Below are 21047 nucleotides of genomic sequence, written 5' to 3'. Positions count from 1 at the left end.
TGAATAAAATCACCCCAACGACCGTCATTACCAATAGGAGAATCACCTATAGGGTGAACAGAAATTAAGCATCAAGTGTAACATTCGTGAAGGTTTGTCGTCAAGTAGTAACATAACCTTCAAAAAAACTTGACTTGAGCACAATTCTCACTGTTAGCAACCTGACCAAAAAATTTGGCTATTTAACCGCTGTCAAAGATCTTAGCTTCACTATAGAAAAAGGCAATGTTTATGGCATTCTCGGACCTAACGGAAGTGGCAAATCCACCACCTTGGGCATCGTACTCAATGTAGTTAACCGTACCAAAGGCGAATTTGCCTGGTTTGACGGAAGCACCTCAACCCATGAGGCGTTGAAAAAAGTTGGGGCAATTATTGAGCGCCCTAATTTCTATCCCTACATGACCGCTATCCAGAATTTAAAATTGGTATGTAAGATCAAGGAGGTTTCCGAACAGAAGATCGAAGAGAAATTAGAACTAGTAGGGTTGCTAGATCGTAAAAACAGTAAATTCAGAACATATTCTTTGGGTATGAAACAACGTTTGGCCATAGCTTCTGCCCTACTGAACGATCCCGAGATACTTATTTTGGACGAACCCACAAATGGTCTAGACCCCCAAGGTATTCACCAAATTAGGGAAATCATAAAAAAAGTGGCCTCACAAGGCACCACGATCCTATTGGCTTCACACCTCTTGGACGAAGTGGAAAAGGTCTGCTCCCATGTCGTGATTCTTAGAAAGGGACAAAAACTATATTCCGGTCGTGTTGATGATATGATGGCGAGCTACGGTTTCTTTGAATTAAAAGCGGGAAATGCCGACGGCCTGCTACAATTCTTGGAAAACAATGACAGTTTCGGGAAGGTAACCCAAGAAAACGGATTGATCACAGCTTTTCTTAAGGAAGAAATGAATTCGGAAGTATTAAATAGAAGCCTTATGGAAAAAGGAATAATCCTATCCCATTTAGTAAAAAGAAAGGAAAGTCTTGAAGAACAATTCCTTGCCCTGACCAAAACCCAAGCCAATTAAACCAAAAATAACATGTTAAGATTATTACATATAGAATTCATAAAGCTTTGGAACAATAGGGTCAGCAAGATTCTGATCATTGCATATTTTGTTTTACTTACTTCCATAGCCTTGGTAGCCGCGATTAAATTCGATATTGGCCCCATAAAATTCCATTTGGCGGAACAGGGTATTTTCAATTTCCCTTACATCTGGCATTTCAATACATTCATTACCGCATTTTTCAAACTGTTCCTGGCAATCGTCATCGTATCCATGATGGCGAATGAATACAGTAACAAGACCATTAAGCAAAACTTGATTGACGGACTGTCGAAAAAAGAGTTCATTCTATCCAAATTTTTAACAGTGATATCCTTCTCCTTGATATCCACACTATTCGTCTTTGTGGTTTCACTGATCTTGGGCCTAATTTATTCAGACTACAACGAGATAAGTATCATTTTTTCGGACCTTGAATTCCTGTTGGCCTTCTTCGTGAAACTTCTAGGTTTTTTCTCTTTTTGTCTTTTTCTTGGCATTTTGGTAAAACGTTCTGCTTTTGCCCTGGGATTCCTGATTTTATGGCAAGTATTTGAAGGATTTGCAAGAGGAATGATACGTTGGAAACTTTTTGATGGCGATACTACCGATTTTGTCATGGGCTTTTTCCCCTTAAATGCCATGTGGAAATTGATCGATGAACCTTTTTCCCGTTTAAGTGCCGTACAATCTGTGGCCAATCAAATCGGAGAGAAAATCGATGTGGATTATGGTGTACATTGGTATGAAATACTGATTGTATTGGGCTGGACGACAATTTTCATATACGGGTCGTATGCACTCCTGAAAAAAAGGGATCTTTAGCCGTTACCGAAAAAACATTAATTGATTGTTTTACCCAAAGGCCATGCGCTAGATCCAGTAATCCAATTACTCGATTTTGACCATGAATATTCGCTGTTTAGGTAGCACATTCTTATTTTGGAGTAATTTTAAGATATCCTTACCCTTTTTAATCACGGTCCTTTTGTATTTTTAAAAAATGAAATTCAAGGTCGTATCCGATTTTAAACCGACAGGGGATCAACCCGGTGCAATTGAACAATTGGTCAAGGGGATTGAAACCAAAGAACCCTACCAAACACTTTTAGGTGTAACGGGTTCCGGTAAAACTTTCACCGTAGCCAATGTAATCGAGGAAGTTCAGCGCCCAACATTGGTCTTAGCGCATAACAAGACCCTAGCTGCCCAATTATATTCGGAATTCAAACAATTTTTCCCCGATAATGCTGTAGAGTATTTTGTTTCCTATTACGATTACTACCAGCCCGAGGCATACATACCTACCTCCGGTCTTTATATAGAAAAGGATCTTTCGATCAATGAGGATATTGAAAAATTAAGATTAAGTGCAACCTCTTCACTCCTATCCGGTAGAAGGGATGTACTCGTAGTCGCATCCGTCTCCTGCCTATATGGTATTGGGAATCCCGTTGAATTCCAAAAAAACGTCATCAGCATACATAAAGACCAAGTTATCGCGCGTACCAAATTATTGCATATGCTGGTACAAAGCCTTTATTCCAGGACCACTGCAGATTTTCGTAATGGCAATTTCAGGGTAAAGGGTGATGTTGTCGATATTTTCCCTAGTTATGCGGACCATGCCTTTAGAATCCATTTCTTTGGGGATGAGATAGAAGAGATAGAAGCTTTCGACCCTTTCAACAATTCGGTAATCGAGGTTTATGAAAACTTGAACATCTATCCTGCGAACATGTTCGTAACCTCACCCGATATTCTTCAAAATGCAATTCGGTCAATTCAGGATGATCTTGTTCATCAAATCGATTATTTTAAAGAAATCGGCAAACCACTCGAGGCAAAACGTTTGGAAGAACGCACTAATTTTGATTTGGAAATGATAAGGGAATTGGGGTACTGTTCGGGAATTGAAAACTATTCCAGGTATTTGGATGGTCGCGAACCCGGCACCCGTCCTTTCTGCCTATTGGATTATTTTCCAGATGACTACCTCATGGTAATAGATGAAAGCCATGTTACCATACCACAAGTGCATGCCATGTACGGTGGGGACCGTTCCCGCAAGGAAAACTTGGTCGATTACGGATTCCGATTACCTGCTGCCATGGACAATAGGCCTTTGAAATTCGAAGAGTTCGAAATGCTACAGAACCAAGTTATCTATGTTAGTGCCACTCCGGCAGATTACGAATTACAACTTTGTCAAGGGGTTTATGTGGAGCAAATAATTCGCCCTACAGGTTTATTGGATCCGATTATCGAGGTACGGCCCAGTTTAAACCAAATAGATGATCTGATCGAAGAAATTCAACAAAGGGTCGAAAAGGACGAAAGAACTTTGGTTACGACCCTTACCAAACGAATGGCCGAGGAGCTTACCAAATATTTGACCAGGATAAATGTACGTTGTAGATATATTCATAGTGATGTGGATACCTTGGAACGTGTTGAGATCATGCAAGATCTTCGAAAAGGAATTTTCGATGTGCTCATAGGTGTTAACCTCCTGAGGGAAGGACTCGATTTACCTGAAGTTTCACTTGTAGCCATTTTGGATGCCGATAAGGAAGGTTTTTTAAGAAGTAATCGCTCATTGACCCAAACCGTCGGAAGGGCAGCAAGACACCTCAACGGTAAAGCTATCATGTACGCCGATAAAATTACGGACAGTATGCAAAAGACTATTGACGGCACCAATTACCGCCGTGAAAAACAAATTGCATATAACACGGCCAATAACCTAAAACCGAAGGCCTTGAACAAAAGTCTTGACAGTGTTCTGGCCAAAAATTCCGTTTCTACCTATCATTTTGAAAAAGAAGAATTACGTGCCGCTGAACCCGATATGGATTACCTGACAAAGGAACAGATAGAAAAAATGATCAGGGACAAACGTAAAGCCATGGAAAAAGCCGCCAAAGAATTGGACTTTATGACAGCTGCCAAACTCCGAGATGAAATCAAAATGTTACAGAAACAGGATTGAGGAGGTAATTGATCCAAACCTGCTCACTGGTCGAAATAATCATAAAACATAAACGAAAAAAGCGCCCCGATTGCTCAGGACGCTTCTCCGATGCTGATGTCCTTACCCGATTAGGCAGGCAACCAACACCCTGATGTCTGCTAACAGCCCATCAGTATCAACCAACAAACCAACCATTATGCCATGCCCAATTAGGACACCACATAATATTTTTAAATCCTTAAGACAATTCGATCATTCTTTTTGGCTTTGGTAAGGCCTCTTCTTTTTTTGGTAGATTGAATTTTAAGATTCCATCTTCGTACGAAGCCTTGATATTGTCCTCGTCGATTGTTTCAGGCAAAGTGAATGCTCGTTTGAATGAAGCGAATGAAAATTCCTTCCTTGTATAATTCTCCTTTTCTTCTTTTTTCTCTGAACTTACTTCTGAAGAAATGGTCAGTACATTTTCATTGACCTCTATTTTAAAATCTTCTTTTTTTCTACCTGGAACAGCTAATTCCAATTCAAAATCGGTATCGTTTTCCTTGATGTTCACTGCAGGAACACTGGTATTTTCATTTACCATACCACCAAACCAGTCTGGTTTGAATATTTCATTCATTAATGATGGGAACAAAATATCGTTTCTCTTAACTAAACTCATAACATTTATTTTTTAGGGTTAAATTTTAATTTCAATTGTGAAAGGACAAAAGATATACCAACCCCAATAAAATGTCATTATGTCTTATTTCTAGAGTATTTTTGTGACAATATGACGCTTTTTAACATGTTACAACCATTATTCAATTGATATAAGAGGATATCAGTGCGTGGATATTCAATTATAATGCGCCTTGAAAATATCGATCAACACTTTTGGTGGCACTATTTTATTGGGATATTGGTGCATTATGGCCAAAACCTGCTCTATCGCCGATGGCGGTAGCCCCATTTCCAATCCCACATTATGAATACGGTCTATTTCTATTTGGTCTTGCTTGTTATCAACATTCATCAACAACACCAATCGGTGAAATTGCAAAATACGGTCAGCCTCTGATTTTGGAATAACATGCTCGACCTTTCTATGGAAAAGCCCGTCGAAAACACTATGTTCTACCCCTAATTGCTCCGCCACACTTTGAAGAAAACCATATTCCTCAGGTTTCACCTTATTATCGACCTTAGCGAAAGCTATCATTTCCGAAAGTATACTAAGTTTTTCTTTACGTGAAGCCATATTCTTTCCCCTTTTAAATTAGGTTTATCCCAGATTACCCAATAAACCGATGCAAAATTTACTAGTTCAACCTATGACAAAGGAGACCTGCAAACCTTTAAAAAAATGTAGGATCACCCTCTAGTACTTTCACATGGTCCAACACCATAATTTTATCTAGTAACTCCCATATATTCAATGCTATAACTGATATTACTTTGCTTTCGTATAATAAATTGCCATTTTCCGTTGAAATACCAAGAGCTATCCTTAATTTGCGGCCATATTGAATAAAAATCGCGAACATGACCAACAATGATATTTTTAAAAAATTAAGAGTAGCCCTAATGCTAAGGGATGATGAGATTGTAGAAATACTTAAATTAGTAGATTTCAATATAACAAAAAGTGAATTGGGTGCACTGTTCAGAAAAGAAGACCACCCTAACTATATGGAATGTGGAGACCAAATACTCAGGAATTTCTTAAACGGCCTTGTCATCCACCTGAGGGGAACCAAAGAGAATCCTACAACACCGGGAGAAGCACTATCAAAGAACAAGGTTGCAAAACCGGCAGTTTCCCCAAAAAAAAGAGATTTTAAATCCGCAAAGCGAAAAGATTTTAAACAGGATATTTCACCCGTAAAATATAAGAACAAACCCTCCCAATCTAAAGGCAATAAAAAATCCTGAACCAGACCATAGGCCCAATTCAGGATTCAATAAATTTTTAAAGCATTATGCACCTGCGATCCTAATCGGAATGGTATACATTTCACCTTCCTTGAAATTACCAATACTTACCTTTTGGTAATTCAATCTTGTCTTGACAAAATTCTCTAATACCCTAAGATCCGTATCTACTGACAAAACCACAATCTCACCTTGATTGTTCAAGGTAAAACGCACTTGGGCTGTTTGGTCAATAAAATCAGAAGTCAAGGGGGCATTTTCCAAAAGCTGCCCAATTTGTGTGGATAATTGCTTAATCGGCTTTTCGCCTACTGCATCGTTCGCTAAAATGTTTGCACTCATTAATAGCATCGCAGCTACAAATACTAAACTTAATTTTCTCATGATTTGTTTGTTTAATGATTGATGAATAATTGATGATTATTAAAAAGACGCCCTAGATTATAGATTGTTACAAGAATATCCTCATTTAACATTATTTTAATTTATGTTATTCTTAAATCCGAGAACAAAGGAAAACAAGTTTCTGTAATATCCACAGCATGAATTACAGGCTTAACCAAAACTTAAAACAAATAACAATTCGGAAACTTACAGCACAAAAAAAAGAGCGATATTTTAAAATATCGCTCTTTTTTTAATATAACTAAGTTGTTTCTACTTAGCTCAATACCTCTTTTACCTTATCGGCAGCTTCTTGGAACTGAACAGCCGAATGAACCGCTAAACCGGAATTATCGATTATCTCTTTAGCCAATTCAGCATTGGTTCCCTGCAAACGGACTATTATAGGCACTTTAATTGAATCTCCCATATTCTTATAAGCATCAACCACACCTTGGGCAACACGATCACAACGAACGATTCCGCCGAAAATATTAATCAATATCGCTTTAACGGCCGGGTCTTTCAAGATAATACGAAAAGCTTCCTCAACCCTCTTGGCATCAGCGGTACCACCGACATCCAAAAAGTTAGCTGGCTCACCTCCTGCCATTTTTATCAAGTCCATTGTAGCCATGGCCAATCCTGCACCATTTACCATACAACCTACATTGCCATCCAAATCTACATAACTTAAACCTACAGCCCTTGCTTCAACTTCAATAGGGTTCTCTTCCCTTAAGTCGCGCATTTCAGCATACTGTTTTCTTCGATATAAGGCATTGTCATCAATAGAAACCTTGGCATCTACGGCCATTATCTTGTTATCCGAAGTCTTTAAAACCGGGTTGATCTCGAACATGTTCGAATCACTTTCCACATAAGCCTTGTATAAAGATGTCACGAACTTGGTCATCTCTTTGAATGCCGTTCCTGACAATCCCAAATTAAATGCGATTTTACGTGCTTGGAACGGAAGAATACCCGTAGCAGGGTCAACTTCCTCAGTAAATATCAAATGTGGGGTCTTTTCCGCTACTTCTTCAATATCCATACCACCTTCGGTAGAATACATGATCATGTTGCGGCCTTTACCTCGATCCAATAATACCGACATATAAAATTCGCTGGTCTCGCTATCTCCAGGATAATATACATCCTCAGCGATCAATACTTGGTGAACCTTCTTCCCTTCTGCCGATGTCTGGGGTGTGATCAGGTTCATCCCGATGATGTTACCTGCAATCTCTTCAACTTCCTGAAGGTTCTTTGCAAGCTTAACACCACCACCTTTTCCACGACCACCAGCATGAACTTGTGCTTTGATAACATGCCACCCTGTTCCTGTCTCTGCAGTCAATTGTTTTGCCGCAGCAACAGCCTCTTTGGGACTATGTGCCACTATACCACGCTGTATACGTACACCAAAACTTTCTAAAATTTCTTTTCCTTGATATTCGTGAAGGTTCATATTTTTTTATTATCTGTTTGAAACAAAAATAGGAAACGCACAGGATCTACCCTAATGAAATTTCCCCGTTTTAATTTATTTTGAAATCCTTAAAATCCAATGGATCAAAGTTTTTGAAATCCCCATTCATCTTAATGGCGCCTTTTGTCCTATCAATTTCCCTTAAAATATCAATGGTTATGTTCAGATGGGTATCAACGAATTTAAACCGTTCACTTTCATTCTGTATTTGTAAAAGTTGATACTCCTGCTCATAGGAAAGCCCTATTTTATGGATTAACCCGTATAAATTGAATTTCTCTAACGGCAAAGCCTTAAAAGGTTCTTCCATAAGATCATAAAGCACTTTTATTTTACCCAGCACCTTGATTTTAATATCATCCGAGGCATCATATATATCCTCTAAAAACCCAACTTCACCACCTGCATATAACTTGTTAGGCAAATTATTGTGAAAAGATAAGACCTTGAATACTTGGCGGCCCACACAGACCACGTCCATTTCCCCTCCTTCATAGGTATTCACTACCTCTACCAACTGCACCTCTGTACCAAAGGCCAACTCATTGTTGATATATACAGGGATACCGAAAGTTGTGGCCTCACTTCGACAATCCATTATAAGTTGTTTATACCTTTCTTCAAAAATATGAAGAGGTACGGTTTCACCAGGAAAAAAAATGGATCTTAAGGGAAAAAATGGTAATTGCATACTGCTATTTTGGCTAAAATACAATTCCACCATGATTGTCACAAATGCTTTTTCGATCACCGATGGTTATATTTATAACATTTTGTTTTATTTCTAAAGTATAAGTTCGTTTTTTTGTGCAAATCGAATTAGAACCCTAGTTTTGTCTAAATTAAAAGGAAAACAATGAAGAATGCTGATTTATTAAAAATCGCAAAAACATATGGCGACCCTGTCTATGTTTATGATTCGGAAAAAATAATCTCACAATTCAATAGGTTAACGAATGCCTTTAAAGGGGTTAACCACCTGCGGTTGAACTATGCCGCAAAGGCGCTATCCAATATATCTATTTTACGATTGATGAACAGTTTGGGCAGCGGTTTGGATACGGTTTCCATCCAAGAGGTCCAACTCGGATTATTGGCCGGTTTTAAGCCCGAATCGATCATATACACACCAAACGGGGTTTCTTTGGAAGAAATCGAAGAAGCTGCAAAACTCGGTGTCCAGATCAATATCGACAACTTATCGGTTCTTGAACAGTTCGGTAGTAAGCATCCGGATATCCCTGTATGTATCCGAATTAATCCGCATGTTATGGCAGGAGGTAATTCGAACATCTCGGTAGGACATATTGATTCAAAGTTCGGAATAAGTATTCATCAGATTCCGCATTTGTTACGGATCGTTGAATTAACGCAAATGAATATCAATGGTATTCATATGCACACGGGTAGTGATATTTTGGATATCGATGTATTTCTATACGCCTCGGAAATTCTATTCGAAACCGCTAAAAACTTCAAAAATTTAGATTTTATTGATTTTGGAAGCGGCTTTAAGGTACCTTATAAAGAAGGTGATATTGAAACCAATGTTGAGGAATTAGGCAATAAACTAACCAATAGGTTCAATTCTTTTTGCAAGGAATACGGTAAGGAACTTACCCTGGCCTTTGAACCCGGTAAATTCTTGGTAAGTGAGGCAGGCTTCTTTTTAGCCAAAGTGAATGTTGTTAAACAGACCACTTCAACTGTTTTTGCCAGTGTAGATTCTGGATTCAACCATTTAATACGGCCAATGCTTTACGGAGCCAACCACAGTATTGAGAATATCTCAAATCCTCAAGGCCGCGAACGTTACTACTCTGTTGTTGGGTACATCTGTGAAACCGATACTTTTGGCAATAACCGTAGAATCAACGAAATCTCTGAAGGGGATATTCTTTGTTTTAAAAACGCTGGCGCCTATTGCTTTACCATGGCCAGTAATTACAACTCAAGGTTTAGGCCACCAGAGGTTCTATGGCATAAAGGAAAAGCTATTTTGATAAGGGAAAGGGAAACGTTTGATGATTTGATAAAAAACCAAGTAGACCCTAAAGATATCTTCTCCCCCGCCAAAGAAGAATTAGCCGCAAAATAAAGGTTTAAAATATTCGTTAGCTTTGTGGATATAGTTCGTCTAAGAAGCAAAACCTAATGTAATGAATGTACGTATGACCGTTTTAAATAAATTCGCACTCTTTTTATGTGTTGGGCTTTTTTCCCTTTTGGGAAATGCACAGGATGTTGAATGGATGAGTTGGGACCAAGCCGTGGAACGTGCACAAACCGATGAGAATCCCAAAAAAATCTTCATTGATGTATATACCGATTGGTGCGGTTGGTGCAAGAAAATGGACAAAGATACCTTTCAGCATCCGGATGTTGCTACCTATATGGCCGATAATTTTTACATGGTAAAGATGGATGGCGAAGGTAAGGAACCCATAGAATTCAAAGGCCAGACCTATAATTTCGTCCCCTCAGGGAGAAAAGGGTATCATGAATTCGCTGCCGCACTGATGCAAGGGCGAATGAGTTACCCGACCACCATTTTCCTAGATGAGGAAATGAATATGTTGTCCCCTGTTCCAGGTTATCAAAAACCGGAACCGTTCTTAAATATTGCACGTTATTTCGGGGATAATATTTATCTGGAAAAAGATTGGCAGACCTATAGTGGCCAAAGCAAATAATCTTTATGTACGACAAATAAAAAAGAGCTGTTTTTCAACAGCTCTTTTTTTATGATCAATAATTCCTGAAAATGAATTATCTACTATAATTTGGTGATTCTTTGGTTATGGTCACATCATGAGGGTGACTTTCATTGATTCCACTAGCGGTGATCTTCACGAACCTTCCTGTTTCCTTTAAGGTTTCAATATCTTTTGCCCCACAGTATCCCATACCTGCACGAAGACCTCCTACGAATTGATGAATACTCTCATACAGTTCGCCTTTATAAGGTACCCGTCCTACGATACCTTCAGGGACCAATTTTTTAATATCATCTTCAACATCTTGGAAGTAACGGTCTTTGGAACCTTTTTTCATAGCTTCAACAGACCCCATACCACGGTAAGATTTGAATTTTCTACCTTCATAGATAATCGTTTCCCCTGGGGATTCTTTGGTACCGGCCAACAAGGACCCCAACATAACGGTATCGGCACCAGCAGCAATTGCTTTCGGTATATCGCCCGTGTAACGAATTCCACCATCTGCAATAACGGGAACACCGCTACCTTTTATGGCTGCTGAAACTTCAAGAACAGCCGAAAATTGAGGAAAACCGACTCCCGCAACCACTCTCGTAGTACAAATAGAGCCCGGACCTATACCGACTTTCACGGCATCTGCACCAGCTTCGACCAAATACTTTGCTGCTTCACCTGTTGCTATATTACCTACTATAACTTCCAGTTGTGGAAATTTCTTTTTCACTTCCTTCAATACATTCACCACACCTTTGGTATGACCATGTGCCGTATCAATGACAACGGCATCAACACCTGCGTTCACCAAAGCCTCGGCCCGATCAACAGCATCAGCTGTAACCCCTAAGGCCGCAGCCACTCGAAGACGACCGAATTGATCTTTATTGGCGCTCGGTTTTTGGGTCAACTTGGTAATATCACGAAAAGTAATCAGTCCGATCAATTTGTTGTCCGGACCTACCACTGGAAGTTTTTCTATTTTTCTTTCTTGCAGAATATCTTCAGCCTGCTCCAAAGAAGTCCCTTCCCCTACAGTTACCAAATTTTCCGAAGTCATGACCTCTGCGATCGGTCTTTCGTTATTCTTCTCAAACCGAAGGTCACGGTTCGTGACAATTCCGATTAATTTACCTTCATCGTCGATAATGGGAATACCTCCGATACTGAATTCTTTCATATTGGCCTTGGCATCCTTGACCAATGCGGTAGAAGGCAAGGTAACCGGATCCAAGATCATTCCACTTTCGGCACGTTTAACCTTACGCACCTTCATTGCTTGTTGCTCAATGGTCATGTTTTTATGCAAAACACCGATACCACCCTCTTGAGCAATGGCGATCGCCATTCTAGATTCGGTAACCGTATCCATTGCCGCTGAGACAATAGGAACATTGATCGTAATATTTCGAGTGAATTTTGTTTTTATACTGACCTCTCTAGGCAGTACTTCTGAAAATGCAGGTACAAGTAATACGTCATCATACGTTAAACCTTCCCCGAGAATTTTGTTTTGGTGAGCTTCCATGCAATTAAGGATTAATTGCGTGCAAATATACTACTTTTATACCTAATATAGGGGTACGTTCGTATTTAATGGGAAGGACTTGGTTTTTGAACCAATGTATAAAGCACCACAATTGAAGACAACATAAAGCTAAAGGTCATTAATATACCAGAAATGATAACGACATACTTCATCCATACCACTCCGTTCCACAAAAAATAAATTCCCCCGAATGTAAGTATGACCGACAAAAAAGGTTCCACGGTTAGGCATAGTTTAGCTTTATCGGAAATATTGGTCATCCAAACCAAACCACCTAAAAGGAAAAATACCAAGGACATTGAAAGAATATGGGTATGGACGATCGTTAACATTTCACGATCACTTTTTTTGAACTTCATTATTTCGGCATCCTCATCCTGTTCATTACCCAAATAATTTTCCTCGATTCCGTTCGGCGAAGCCGTACTTGTTTCATTCACGAACAACAAACCCGTATAAAAACCAACAGAAAGAACCACCACAAATGAGGCGATAAAAATCCGTACCTCCTTAGGCAATCCGGAAAGTCGGTAATTCAGTTGCATTATAGAACTTCGTTTTCTTTTAATTCGCCTATCGTCTGTAAAATTTGATCTACGGCAGAGGTCATAGACCTTACTGAAATGGTTGCCCCAGCTATTCCGTCAATATTGGTTTCATGACTTACGCGATCACCGACCGTTTTACCTATAAACTGTTTCAACCAACGTGTGCTACCTATTTCACCACCATATTCCTCTCTATAGACCAAAACCTTGGAATGAACGATTTTCAAATCTTCATCGAATACGACCAAATAATCGAATTTTGCAGTTTTACTAGGGGCCTTGTCTATGAAAACATACCCAAGATTCGCCTCCCCTTTTATTACCCTAAAAAAATTATCCCCATTGATCTTCTTGGCCAATTTTGAGTTCAATTCGGCCTCGACGTTTATAGCCTTCAATTGAACATCTGCCTGGGCAAAAGTCTTTTCCAGCTCTTTAAATACCTTTTTCTCAATGTTTTTTGGTAATCCGAAACCCATCAACAAAAAACAAGCTAACATTGGGAGTCCGATTAAAAAATTTGAATAACGCATAAGGTAAAAATATCAATTTAGAATGAATCTCAATAAATTTGGGCTTTTATTTTTAAAATAACCCTTTGTTTATTCTACTAGAACCAAACACCAATACCAAAATTCAATCTATCTTGAACATCACTATTATCATCGGCATTACTCCTGAATTGGTAATCGCCTTTTAAAACCACACCAGGGGCAAGATGATAGGTAAGTCCGGTTGTAACATCGGTGCGGTCATACGCTTCATTTTCCAAGAGGGAACCAGCCGTAGAAGCATGCGTATCGTACATCTCATAACGTACAAATGCAAATAACTTCTGTTCGTTTTGAATAGGCAATAAATTAAAGGCACCTTCAACATACCAACCCTGGAGGGCACTTCCTAAATCGGCACCGGTCAAGGCATTATATTCATCCGTATCGGACAATGACGCATGAATGAATTGACCACGGGCAGTAAAACGATCATATGCATAACGGGCATCCAAGCCTATCATCGAAATTCCGATATTCGCTCCTTCAACGGTTTCAATTTCATCCGCTGCCTGTGTTTTTCCAAAATAGGTCGAAAGCCCCAATCGCAAGCCTGGTATACCATAATAATCGAACTTAGTTGAAAGTGTAGGACTGTCTATAGTTGATTTAATCCCTTTTTGACGACCCCCACGCAAACCGTTGGAACCCTGCAATACACCGGAAATACCTCCTTCACCATCGGCCAGTGTAGATTTAAAACCATTGAACAGGTATGCTTGGTAACCTAAAGAGATGTTATTGAAACGACCACTAACACCTATCCCCAATTCCCTCCATGTAGTTGGTACGATTGCATTATCCATTGCAGGTCTTTCCGTACCATTGAATGTTGTTGGCTCATGAAATTCGTTGATAATACCCATTGGCACCAACATAAGTCCACCTCTCAAGTTCACATTATTGGCCACATTATAATTAACAAAAGCCTGTTCAACGAAAACTTCTTCAACATGCTCCAATTCAATTTCAGTCACAAATTGTGTTTTATCATTAAACCGATATCCCACAAGCAAAACCAATCGTTGTACATCCAACTCCCCATTGTCCCCTTCAGGTTGGTTGTACAGCATTTCACCATAAGCCCCCATAGTTACCGCCGAAGCATAATTTCCGGATAATAAACGCTGTGCCGCGTTCAACTGTTTTTGCGGATTCAAAGTAATTGAATCGGTCTTGGTCTGGGCAGATAAAAATGCGGTAAAAAGTACTGTTAGAAAAACTATTGACTTTCTCATTGCTTGGTTGTTGTTATTTAGACTTATTTAAAATAAAGTGCAAATATAAATCCCAAATTGAACTAGGCAAAATTTATTTATAAATAACAAACAAAAATTATAGACTTGATTATTAACCCATTAGAGAAGCAAAGTAAATCAATGGTATTGGGAGAAAAGCTCCGTAGCTTTATTATAGGCAGCCTCGAAGGTCATCCAATGCACATTCGTATCGACCTTTTCCGCTGTAAAAAAAGACAATATTTTTTCGGTGGGCATATTACCTGTCAGTTCATCTTTGGCCATGGGGCAGCCCCCAAAACCTTGAATGGCACCATCGAACCTTCTACAGCCCGCCCCATATGCTGCTTTTACCTTTTCATGCCATTTGGTCGGTGTAGTGTGCAAATGGGCTCCAAACTCAATATCGGGATATTGAGGTATTAGATTAGAAAACAAATAGTGGATATTCTCCGGGGTCGAGGTCCCGACCGTGTCTGAAAGAGACAAAATACGTACGCCCATTTGAGCTAATCTCTCTGTCCATTCCCCTACTATTTCAACATTCCAGGGGTCACCATATGGGTTACCGAATCCCATGGAAATATATGTGACCACCTCTTTACCGTTTGCTTTGGCAATCTCTAATATTTCCTTTAAAATGTCAACAGATTGGGAAATGGTCTTATGGGTATTACGCATCTGAAAATTTTCGGATATCGAAAACGGATAACCTAAATAATAGATTTGATCATGTTCCACTGCTGCCTTAGCCCCCCTTACATTCGCAACAATCGACAATAATCTACTGGTAGTTCTCGAAAGGTCAAGCATTTTCAAAACCTCAGCAGTATCGGCCATTTGAGGTATGGCCTTGGGAGAAACGAAACTCCCAAAATCTATGGTATCGAAACCACATCCTAATAAGGATTGAATATACTTTGCCTTTTGTTCTGTTGGAATCAAAGGTTTAATCCCCTGCATGGCATCTCTGGGACATTCGATTATTTTCACCTTTTCGGTCATATTATTCGCTTTGAGAGCTTTTCAAAATTACTATTATTTATTTGATAATAGTATAAACAACCCTATACCGATAAATACAACGACCTGAAGCCATTTTAGGAAGAACCCTAATTTGGAATGCCCTTTTACATATTTTGAAACAGCTCCCGAAAGTTGGGCTATCAAAGCAAAAACAATAAAAGCTACCAACATAAAAATAAGACCCAATACATAGAATTGAACAATGGTATCCAAAGAATCACTGAATAGGAAACCAGGAAAAAATGCTAGGTAAAAAATGGCGACCTTCGGATTAAGCACATTCATCCAAAAACCCTGTTTAAACAATTTCAACAGTCCCTTTTTGGGTACTTCTTCATTTGATAGTTGCAAATGCTCATCGCTCTTGAAAACCTTAAATGCCAAATAGAACAAATAAAAAGCCCCAAAAAGTTTTATAAGCAAGAAAAGGGCATCACTTTCCTTAATCAATGCCGAAACCCCAAATGCCAATAAAGAAGTATGCACCAAACAACCCGACACCAAACCACTTGCGGTAGCCAAACCGTATTTTTTTCCATTTATCACACTCTGCATCAAGACATAGATAATATCCGGACCAGGTGCAATGGCCAAAGCTGCCGAAGCGAATATAAAAGCGGTAAGAATATCGTAATTCAATTTACAGATAGGTTATTGGTAAACAAACACAAATACGGTTGCCACAAAGCCATTTCAAAGGATTATATTCGTGAAAACTTCACAATATATACACGATTTTCAAGAATGACAGAAAGATCGCTTCCCATGACGCCGAAAGCAGAAATTATTTGGCCAAAAGAGCTTTGTTGATTCTCTTTATCAATGCAGGACCTTCATATATAAAACCCGTATACAACTGTATTAAATCGGCTCCGGCCTCAAGTTTTTCAATAGCATCCTCCGCAGAATGTATACCTCCTACCCCAATAATCGGAAAGGCCTTGTTACTTTTTTCTGACAAAAATCGGATAACCTCAGTACTCCTATCCTTTAAGGGTTTTCCACTTAAACCTCCTTTTTCTTCAGTCAAAAACAAATTGGATTTAAGTCCTTCCCTTGCAATGGTAGTATTGGTCGCGATTATACCATCGATCTTCGTATTTTCAACTATCTTGATGATATCCAACAATTGATCATCGGTCAAGTCAGGAGCGATTTTCAACAAAATCGGTTTTTCAGCCCCATTGGATTGGGATGCGGCAACTTTCCTATTCTCATTCTTAAGTTCTTTCAACAAAGCCGTTAAAGGCTCTTTATCTTGCAACTCCCTTAATCCGGGAGTGTTCGGTGAACTTACATTGACCACAAAATAATCTACATGTGGAAAAAGCGCATCAAAACATATGAGATAATCCTTAATAGCCTCGTCATTGGGCGTCACTTTGTTTTTCCCGATGTTACCACCAATAAGGACTTTATGTTTCTTTTTTAATCGGTCAACGGCATCAAAGACCCCTTTGTTGTTAAAGCCCATTCTATTGATCAAAGCTTCATCGGCTTTTAGTCTAAAGATCCGCTTCTTAGGGTTACCACTTTGGGGCTTCGGTGTTAATGTGCCGATTTCTATAAAACCGAATCCGAAATCGGAAAGTTCATTGAATAAATTGGCTTCTTTGTCGAACCCAGCCGCTAGTCCTATCGGGTTTTTGAACCTAAGACCAAAAACCTCTTTTTCCAATGCCTTGTCCTCGAACACAAAAGCTGATTTATACAAACTGGTGAGGCCTAATTTGCCCAAAATCCGTATCATCGAAAATGTCAAATGATGAACCATTTCCGGGTCCATTAAAAAAAGAATTGGCCGAACAAGAATTTTATACATGAATTACAACGGAGTTTTGACAAAAGTACAAACTCAATACTAGTAAATACACTATAAACCCCAATTTTGTCAACAGATTTAAGTTAATATCATTTCTATGGAATACTATCCCGATAGTTTGTAGGAATCACCCTGTAAGGCTGTCGAAAAGCTTGCTGACAAAGATTTAGATAAAGCTCGTATTGTTTCTTATTGAGCATTTTCAAGGTACGCTTATCGACCATGCGCTGGATTATGGTTATACTATCACTGATTACCTTATACTTTTCGGCCAAAACACTTAATTCCCCTACAGAATTTTGTGGATGTCGTTTCAATAAGTTCTCCGCCTGATTGGTCAAAAGCTCATTCCGGTATTTCAATTCAGCACTCCAATTCCTTATCTTTTCGGTTTGTTGTTCATTGAGTTGGAAAATTTCGATCAACGTAGAATCGGGGGTAATCCCGACACCGAGGATACAATCATCCTGCGCCTTTATAAACTGTGCAGCAAACACAAAGACCAAAAACAACAATTTTCTTACCAGCATATTATTTCAATCAAAAAAAGTATCATAGCAAAATACTAATATTATCCTTAAAATTAAAAATACATAAGGCTTATACGACAACTTATCGACCGAATTAATAGGTTCCCATAAAGACATTAAACCCAATCAACCCCTAATACCTTCCCCCATTCCTGATAATGCAAAAAACACATTGGCACATACCCTGCTGGTTACATTAAATAACAAAGGCCACCAAAAAGGCGGCCTTTATTCCTATAAAACACATTTTCGACTATCTCAAGGCAAAACTCAACCTAGCGAACAAGAATCTTCCTCCTATTCCAAATTGCTGCGCCCTACGCGACCAATCAAAACGTCCACTACTTCTATTGGTACCGGTTTGGGGATCCCCGTTCGAATCTATATAACTTATGGATTCTTTGGCCCTGTCCGGAAATATGTCCAATAAGTTATTGGCCCCAATTGTTATGGTCGTACTTTCTGATAAATTATAACCAATGGATAAATCCGTCACAACCTTGGAACTGAATTCCTGTTGTAGCCCTACATTAGTCGTCGCCTCGGTAACCTTACCGAAATAGACATTCCTTAAAAAGATATTCATCTTATCGACATTTACCATGTGGGAAAGATTAAGTTTTGTCCTTGGAACGGCTTCCTCAAGATAAACCCTACTATCTTCAGGGAAATAGGTGTCTACCAATCCTGCATCCCTCAAAACCTGAGAGGCTTTAATATCCCCTACCTGTTTTGTTTTGGACAAGGTAGCGGATAACGTATTTTTCAATTTCGCATTATGGGCCACTACAAGATCCCAAGTAACAACAGCATCAATTCCTTTCGATTCGGTATCGATCGCGTTGGCAAAAAAGGACGCCGCCGTAGCATTTGCCTGTCGCAAAAGGTTGTCTAATTCACTTCCGGTTCCCGGACCGCTAAACTGACCTGTATAAACCACTCGATCATCAATACTTACAAAATAGCCATCTAAAGAAACCGTTACGTTAGCCTCGGGAAATTTAGTGGTTAAACCAACACTGATACTTTTCGAAGTCTCTTCTTTTAATTGAGGAATTCCGAGTAACTGTGCCGCCCTGCTATCGTTCGCAAACGTACCAACTTCCTGCGGATTTCCATCTTGATCAAAAATAGTTGATGTTGAATTAAAATTGAGCTGATGCAAGGAAGGTGCCCTGAACCCTGTATTCAATGCTGCCCTCAGGTTCATGTTTTCAGTGGCCTTGACCAGGGTAGCTAATTTAAAATTGATTGTCGACCCAAAATCCGAATAGTTTTCAAAACGAGTTGCGAAGCTAGCCAAAAATGAATCGGTAATATCAGCTTCCACGTCAAAATAACCAGCGACACTACTTCTTCCCCTAGAAAGTTCATTGTTTGGACTAAAACCGGGGAAAACCTGGGAACCCCCTGGCCTTGAGGCCCCAAAAAAGTCTTGGGAGGCTTGCTGCGAAGCAATTGTTATTGCCTGGCCATTAGCCGTATATTGTGCATATGATGCTTCTTCCCCAGCAACGATCTCATAATTCTCCAAACGATATTCGGCTCCAAAAGCAATATTCAAACCAGACAAAATATCATCATGGAATTTTGAAATATCAAGGTTAACGGTATTTTGCATAAAATTGAATCCACCAGCATCAAAAACAGTCGGCGAAGCATTTTGCAGAGAGGCATTGAAGGTATTCCCTATGGTATACAAAAAAGCATTTTTCCCATAGGTATTACTGAAGTCAACATTCCAATCCGAAATCATACCCTTTATCCCCATAGAAAAAGACTTATCGGTTATTTTGGAATTGATCTCTGGTAAAAACCCATTAATGTAAGCGGGTGTATAAGTCCTACTTTGATTGGGCAGTCTATAAAAACCCGCAGAATTCCCTGTTCTTGAACTTAATCCGGCAAATGAATACAATTCTGTTCCATTATCATCCAGAGGTAAGGAAAAATTGGTAAAGAATCTTCCTCCCCTTAATGCGGATTGACCAACGCGCATATTAAAGTCACTCCTTTCAAGTCCTCTAGCGCTTAACTCACTTTCGGTATTATCGGCCGATAAGATTCCCTGTAATTCCGCTTTTGTAGCAGTCGGGCTCAAACCCAATCCTGCTTCATTCCCATAATTGATCACATCATCTACATCATCATCCAAGAGGTTGGCAATATTATACCCGTCATTCAAGGCAAAACGTTCAACGGTATTGTAAAGATTGAACACATCACCTTCCCACTCTTTCATTCTACTATAGTCTTCCCTATAGTCGAAGTCCCCCGTAAAATTTATAAAACCGCCTTTATCCCCAAGGCCTAATCCGTAATTCGCGCTAACGTTCACCGTTTCCCCATCTACTCCTCCGGTTTGATCATTCGCATTTTTACTGAAATTTGCACCTGTCGTAACATTTACGCTTAATTCGTTAATATTATCATTCAGGACAATATTGATGACACCGGCTATGGCATCAGATCCATATTGGGCCGCAGCACCGTCTCGTAAGACCTCTAACCGTTTGATGGAAGCCGAGGGTATCGCATTTAAATCGGTACCTACACTTCCTCGGCCAAATGTTCCGTTAACGTTGACCAAGGATGAATTATGGCGTCTTTTCCCATTGATCAGAACCAAAACCTGATCAGGACCTAACCCACGCAAGGAAGCAGGATCTATGTGGTCTGTACCATCGGAAATGGTCTGGGTGTTCGATGTAAACGAAGGTGCCACATAATTCAGTATTTGGTTAAGATTTACCTGAGGGGCAACATTATTCAATTCTTTAACATCAATCACATCAACAGGAACCGCGCTCTCCAAAGCTGTCCGATTGGGATTCCTTGAACCTATGACAATTGCCTCGGCCAACTGGATTCCTGATGTCAAAGTAATGTTCATTGCCGATGAATCAACAATAACCTCCTTTACTTCAAAACCAATATAAGAAACCACCAAGGTATCACCCATATCGGCAACAATCTTGAAATTGCCGTCAAAATCAGTTGTAGTACCTACCGAGGTTCCTTTTTTAACCACTGAAGCACCACCAAGGGGCACTCCATTCTCATCCACTACCGTACCCGAAATTTGCGCACTGGCAAAACTTAAGCCCCCTAATAAAAGGGCCATTAAAATTAGATAATTTCTTTTCATAATTGAGTTGTTTTGAGTTTATTCTGATTATAAGGTAAGTAATTAATTACAAATGATGGATAACATAAAGGAACCGGGAAGTAAATGGCCTTAAAT

The 21047-nt window shown here is 39.4% G+C and carries 20 protein-coding genes; 6 read left to right on the top strand and 14 right to left on the bottom strand.

Annotation, left to right across the window (positions count from 1 at the left end; all coding sequences use genetic code 11):
• The first annotated feature begins 134 nt into the window (after positions 1–134).
• The 3 genes from GJ691_RS13530 to uvrB all read left to right on the top strand — a co-directional run bounded on the left by GJ691_RS13530 (position 135) and on the right by uvrB (position 4050).
• The gene (locus GJ691_RS13530) at positions 135–1037 is read left to right on the top strand and encodes an ABC transporter ATP-binding protein (RefSeq protein ID WP_154367754.1); all 903 of its coding nucleotides are present in this window, start codon (positions 135–137) and stop codon (positions 1035–1037) included.
• 12 nt (positions 1038–1049) lie between these two features.
• On the top strand, positions 1050–1883 hold the full coding sequence (locus GJ691_RS13525) for an ABC transporter permease (protein WP_154367752.1): 834 nt from the start codon (positions 1050–1052) through the stop codon (positions 1881–1883).
• 178 nt (positions 1884–2061) lie between these two features.
• Entirely contained in the window at positions 2062–4050 is a 1989-nt protein-coding gene (gene uvrB / locus GJ691_RS13520; RefSeq protein WP_154367750.1) for an excinuclease ABC subunit UvrB, read from the top strand.
• Positions 4051–4270: 220 nt separating this feature from the next.
• Here uvrB and GJ691_RS13515 read toward each other — a convergent pair whose 3' ends face one another.
• Positions 4271–4696, bottom strand: a complete 426-nt coding sequence (locus tag GJ691_RS13515; RefSeq protein WP_154367748.1) for an Hsp20/alpha crystallin family protein — start codon at positions 4694–4696, stop codon at positions 4271–4273.
• Positions 4697–4873: 177 nt separating this feature from the next.
• Positions 4874–5275, bottom strand: a complete 402-nt coding sequence (locus GJ691_RS13510) for a TerB family tellurite resistance protein (protein ID WP_154367746.1) — start codon at positions 5273–5275, stop codon at positions 4874–4876.
• A gap of 284 nt (positions 5276–5559) precedes the next feature.
• Between GJ691_RS13510 and GJ691_RS13505 the strand changes: the two genes are divergently transcribed.
• The gene (locus GJ691_RS13505; RefSeq protein WP_154367743.1) at positions 5560–5949 is read left to right on the top strand and encodes a DUF1456 family protein; all 390 of its coding nucleotides are present in this window, start codon (positions 5560–5562) and stop codon (positions 5947–5949) included.
• Between the two features lie 45 nt (positions 5950–5994).
• Here GJ691_RS13505 and GJ691_RS13500 read toward each other — a convergent pair whose 3' ends face one another.
• The 3 genes from GJ691_RS13500 to GJ691_RS13490 form a co-directional block, all read right to left on the bottom strand.
• Entirely contained in the window at positions 5995–6333 is a 339-nt protein-coding gene (locus GJ691_RS13500; protein WP_154367742.1) for a hypothetical protein, read from the bottom strand.
• 277 nt (positions 6334–6610) lie between these two features.
• Entirely contained in the window at positions 6611–7804 is a 1194-nt protein-coding gene (gene sucC, locus GJ691_RS13495) for an ADP-forming succinate--CoA ligase subunit beta (RefSeq protein ID WP_154367740.1), read from the bottom strand.
• A 70-nt stretch (positions 7805–7874) separates the two neighbouring features.
• Complete coding sequence (locus GJ691_RS13490; RefSeq protein ID WP_154367738.1) at positions 7875–8516, bottom strand: LON peptidase substrate-binding domain-containing protein; 642 nt, start codon at positions 8514–8516, stop codon at positions 7875–7877.
• Between the two features lie 165 nt (positions 8517–8681).
• On the opposite strand from GJ691_RS13490, the gene lysA reads away from it, so the two are divergent.
• Entirely contained in the window at positions 8682–9923 is a 1242-nt protein-coding gene (gene lysA / locus GJ691_RS13485) for a diaminopimelate decarboxylase (protein WP_154367736.1), read from the top strand.
• Positions 9924–9984: 61 nt separating this feature from the next.
• Positions 9985–10518 carry a thioredoxin family protein gene (locus tag GJ691_RS13480; RefSeq protein WP_154367735.1) on the top strand — a complete coding sequence of 178 codons (534 nt, stop codon included), beginning with the start codon at positions 9985–9987 and terminating at the stop codon, positions 10516–10518.
• Positions 10519–10594: 76 nt separating this feature from the next.
• On the opposite strand, the gene guaB is transcribed toward GJ691_RS13480, so the two are convergent.
• The 9 genes from guaB to GJ691_RS13435 form a co-directional block, all read right to left on the bottom strand.
• Positions 10595–12067 (bottom strand): IMP dehydrogenase, encoded by a 1473-nt coding sequence (gene guaB / locus GJ691_RS13475; protein WP_154367733.1) that lies wholly within the window; start codon positions 12065–12067, stop codon positions 10595–10597.
• Between the two features lie 65 nt (positions 12068–12132).
• Positions 12133–12633: a hypothetical protein gene (locus tag GJ691_RS13470; protein ID WP_154367731.1), complete on the bottom strand. Its 501-nt coding sequence runs from the start codon at positions 12631–12633 to the stop codon at positions 12133–12135.
• A complete protein-coding gene (locus GJ691_RS13465) occupies positions 12633–13136 on the bottom strand; it encodes an FMN-binding protein (protein ID WP_154367729.1) in 504 nt (167 codons plus the stop codon). Before GJ691_RS13465 ends, GJ691_RS13470 begins: the two co-directional genes overlap by 1 nt.
• Positions 13137–13246: 110 nt before the next feature.
• A complete protein-coding gene (locus tag GJ691_RS13460; RefSeq protein ID WP_154367727.1) occupies positions 13247–14425 on the bottom strand; it encodes a porin in 1179 nt (392 codons plus the stop codon).
• Positions 14426–14563: 138 nt separating this feature from the next.
• A complete protein-coding gene (locus tag GJ691_RS13455) occupies positions 14564–15430 on the bottom strand; it encodes a hydroxymethylglutaryl-CoA lyase (protein WP_154367725.1) in 867 nt (288 codons plus the stop codon).
• 33 nt (positions 15431–15463) lie between these two features.
• The gene (locus tag GJ691_RS13450; RefSeq protein WP_154367723.1) at positions 15464–16090 is read right to left on the bottom strand and encodes a LysE family translocator; all 627 of its coding nucleotides are present in this window, start codon (positions 16088–16090) and stop codon (positions 15464–15466) included.
• A gap of 145 nt (positions 16091–16235) precedes the next feature.
• Positions 16236–17273 carry a quinone-dependent dihydroorotate dehydrogenase gene (locus GJ691_RS13445; RefSeq protein ID WP_154367720.1) on the bottom strand — a complete coding sequence of 346 codons (1038 nt, stop codon included), beginning with the start codon at positions 17271–17273 and terminating at the stop codon, positions 16236–16238.
• A gap of 95 nt (positions 17274–17368) precedes the next feature.
• On the bottom strand, positions 17369–17803 hold the full coding sequence (locus GJ691_RS13440; protein ID WP_154367718.1) for a hypothetical protein: 435 nt from the start codon (positions 17801–17803) through the stop codon (positions 17369–17371).
• Positions 17804–18056: 253 nt separating this feature from the next.
• On the bottom strand, positions 18057–20951 hold the full coding sequence (locus GJ691_RS13435; RefSeq protein ID WP_154367716.1) for a TonB-dependent receptor: 2895 nt from the start codon (positions 20949–20951) through the stop codon (positions 18057–18059).
• Between the last annotated feature and the right edge of the window lie 96 nt (positions 20952–21047).

It is taken from the genome of Maribacter luteus (assembly GCF_009674825.1).
Lineage (GTDB): Bacteria > Bacteroidota > Bacteroidia > Flavobacteriales > Flavobacteriaceae > Maribacter_A > Maribacter_A luteus.
The sequence above is the reverse complement of the archived record's forward strand: the minus strand, read 5'-3'. Positions and strand labels throughout refer to the sequence as shown.

What these genes read in the sequence shown, in the direction of transcription:
- GJ691_RS13515 (WP_154367748.1), bottom strand. Translation starts at nt 4,696, where the DNA reads ATGAGTTTAGTTAAGAGAAACGATATTTTGTTCCCATCATTAATGAAT.
- lysA (WP_154367736.1), top strand. Translation starts at nt 8,682, where the DNA reads ATGAAGAATGCTGATTTATTAAAAATCGCAAAAACATATGGCGACCCT.
- GJ691_RS13480 (WP_154367735.1), top strand. Translation starts at nt 9,985, where the DNA reads ATGAATGTACGTATGACCGTTTTAAATAAATTCGCACTCTTTTTATGT.
- GJ691_RS13490 (WP_154367738.1), bottom strand. Translation starts at nt 8,516, where the DNA reads ATGCAATTACCATTTTTTCCCTTAAGATCCATTTTTTTTCCTGGTGAA.
- GJ691_RS13525 (WP_154367752.1), top strand. Translation starts at nt 1,050, where the DNA reads ATGTTAAGATTATTACATATAGAATTCATAAAGCTTTGGAACAATAGG.
- GJ691_RS13465 (WP_154367729.1), bottom strand. Translation starts at nt 13,136, where the DNA reads ATGTTAGCTTGTTTTTTGTTGATGGGTTTCGGATTACCAAAAAACATT.
- GJ691_RS13460 (WP_154367727.1), bottom strand. Translation starts at nt 14,425, where the DNA reads ATGAGAAAGTCAATAGTTTTTCTAACAGTACTTTTTACCGCATTTTTA.
- uvrB (WP_154367750.1), top strand. Translation starts at nt 2,062, where the DNA reads ATGAAATTCAAGGTCGTATCCGATTTTAAACCGACAGGGGATCAACCC.
- GJ691_RS13500 (WP_154367742.1), bottom strand. Translation starts at nt 6,333, where the DNA reads ATGAGAAAATTAAGTTTAGTATTTGTAGCTGCGATGCTATTAATGAGT.
- GJ691_RS13470 (WP_154367731.1), bottom strand. Translation starts at nt 12,633, where the DNA reads ATGCAACTGAATTACCGACTTTCCGGATTGCCTAAGGAGGTACGGATT.
- GJ691_RS13510 (WP_154367746.1), bottom strand. Translation starts at nt 5,275, where the DNA reads ATGGCTTCACGTAAAGAAAAACTTAGTATACTTTCGGAAATGATAGCT.
- guaB (WP_154367733.1), bottom strand. Translation starts at nt 12,067, where the DNA reads ATGGAAGCTCACCAAAACAAAATTCTCGGGGAAGGTTTAACGTATGAT.
- GJ691_RS13440 (WP_154367718.1), bottom strand. Translation starts at nt 17,803, where the DNA reads ATGCTGGTAAGAAAATTGTTGTTTTTGGTCTTTGTGTTTGCTGCACAG.
- GJ691_RS13505 (WP_154367743.1), top strand. Translation starts at nt 5,560, where the DNA reads ATGACCAACAATGATATTTTTAAAAAATTAAGAGTAGCCCTAATGCTA.
- GJ691_RS13435 (WP_154367716.1), bottom strand. Translation starts at nt 20,951, where the DNA reads ATGAAAAGAAATTATCTAATTTTAATGGCCCTTTTATTAGGGGGCTTA.
- sucC (WP_154367740.1), bottom strand. Translation starts at nt 7,804, where the DNA reads ATGAACCTTCACGAATATCAAGGAAAAGAAATTTTAGAAAGTTTTGGT.
- GJ691_RS13445 (WP_154367720.1), bottom strand. Translation starts at nt 17,273, where the DNA reads ATGTATAAAATTCTTGTTCGGCCAATTCTTTTTTTAATGGACCCGGAA.
- GJ691_RS13455 (WP_154367725.1), bottom strand. Translation starts at nt 15,430, where the DNA reads ATGACCGAAAAGGTGAAAATAATCGAATGTCCCAGAGATGCCATGCAG.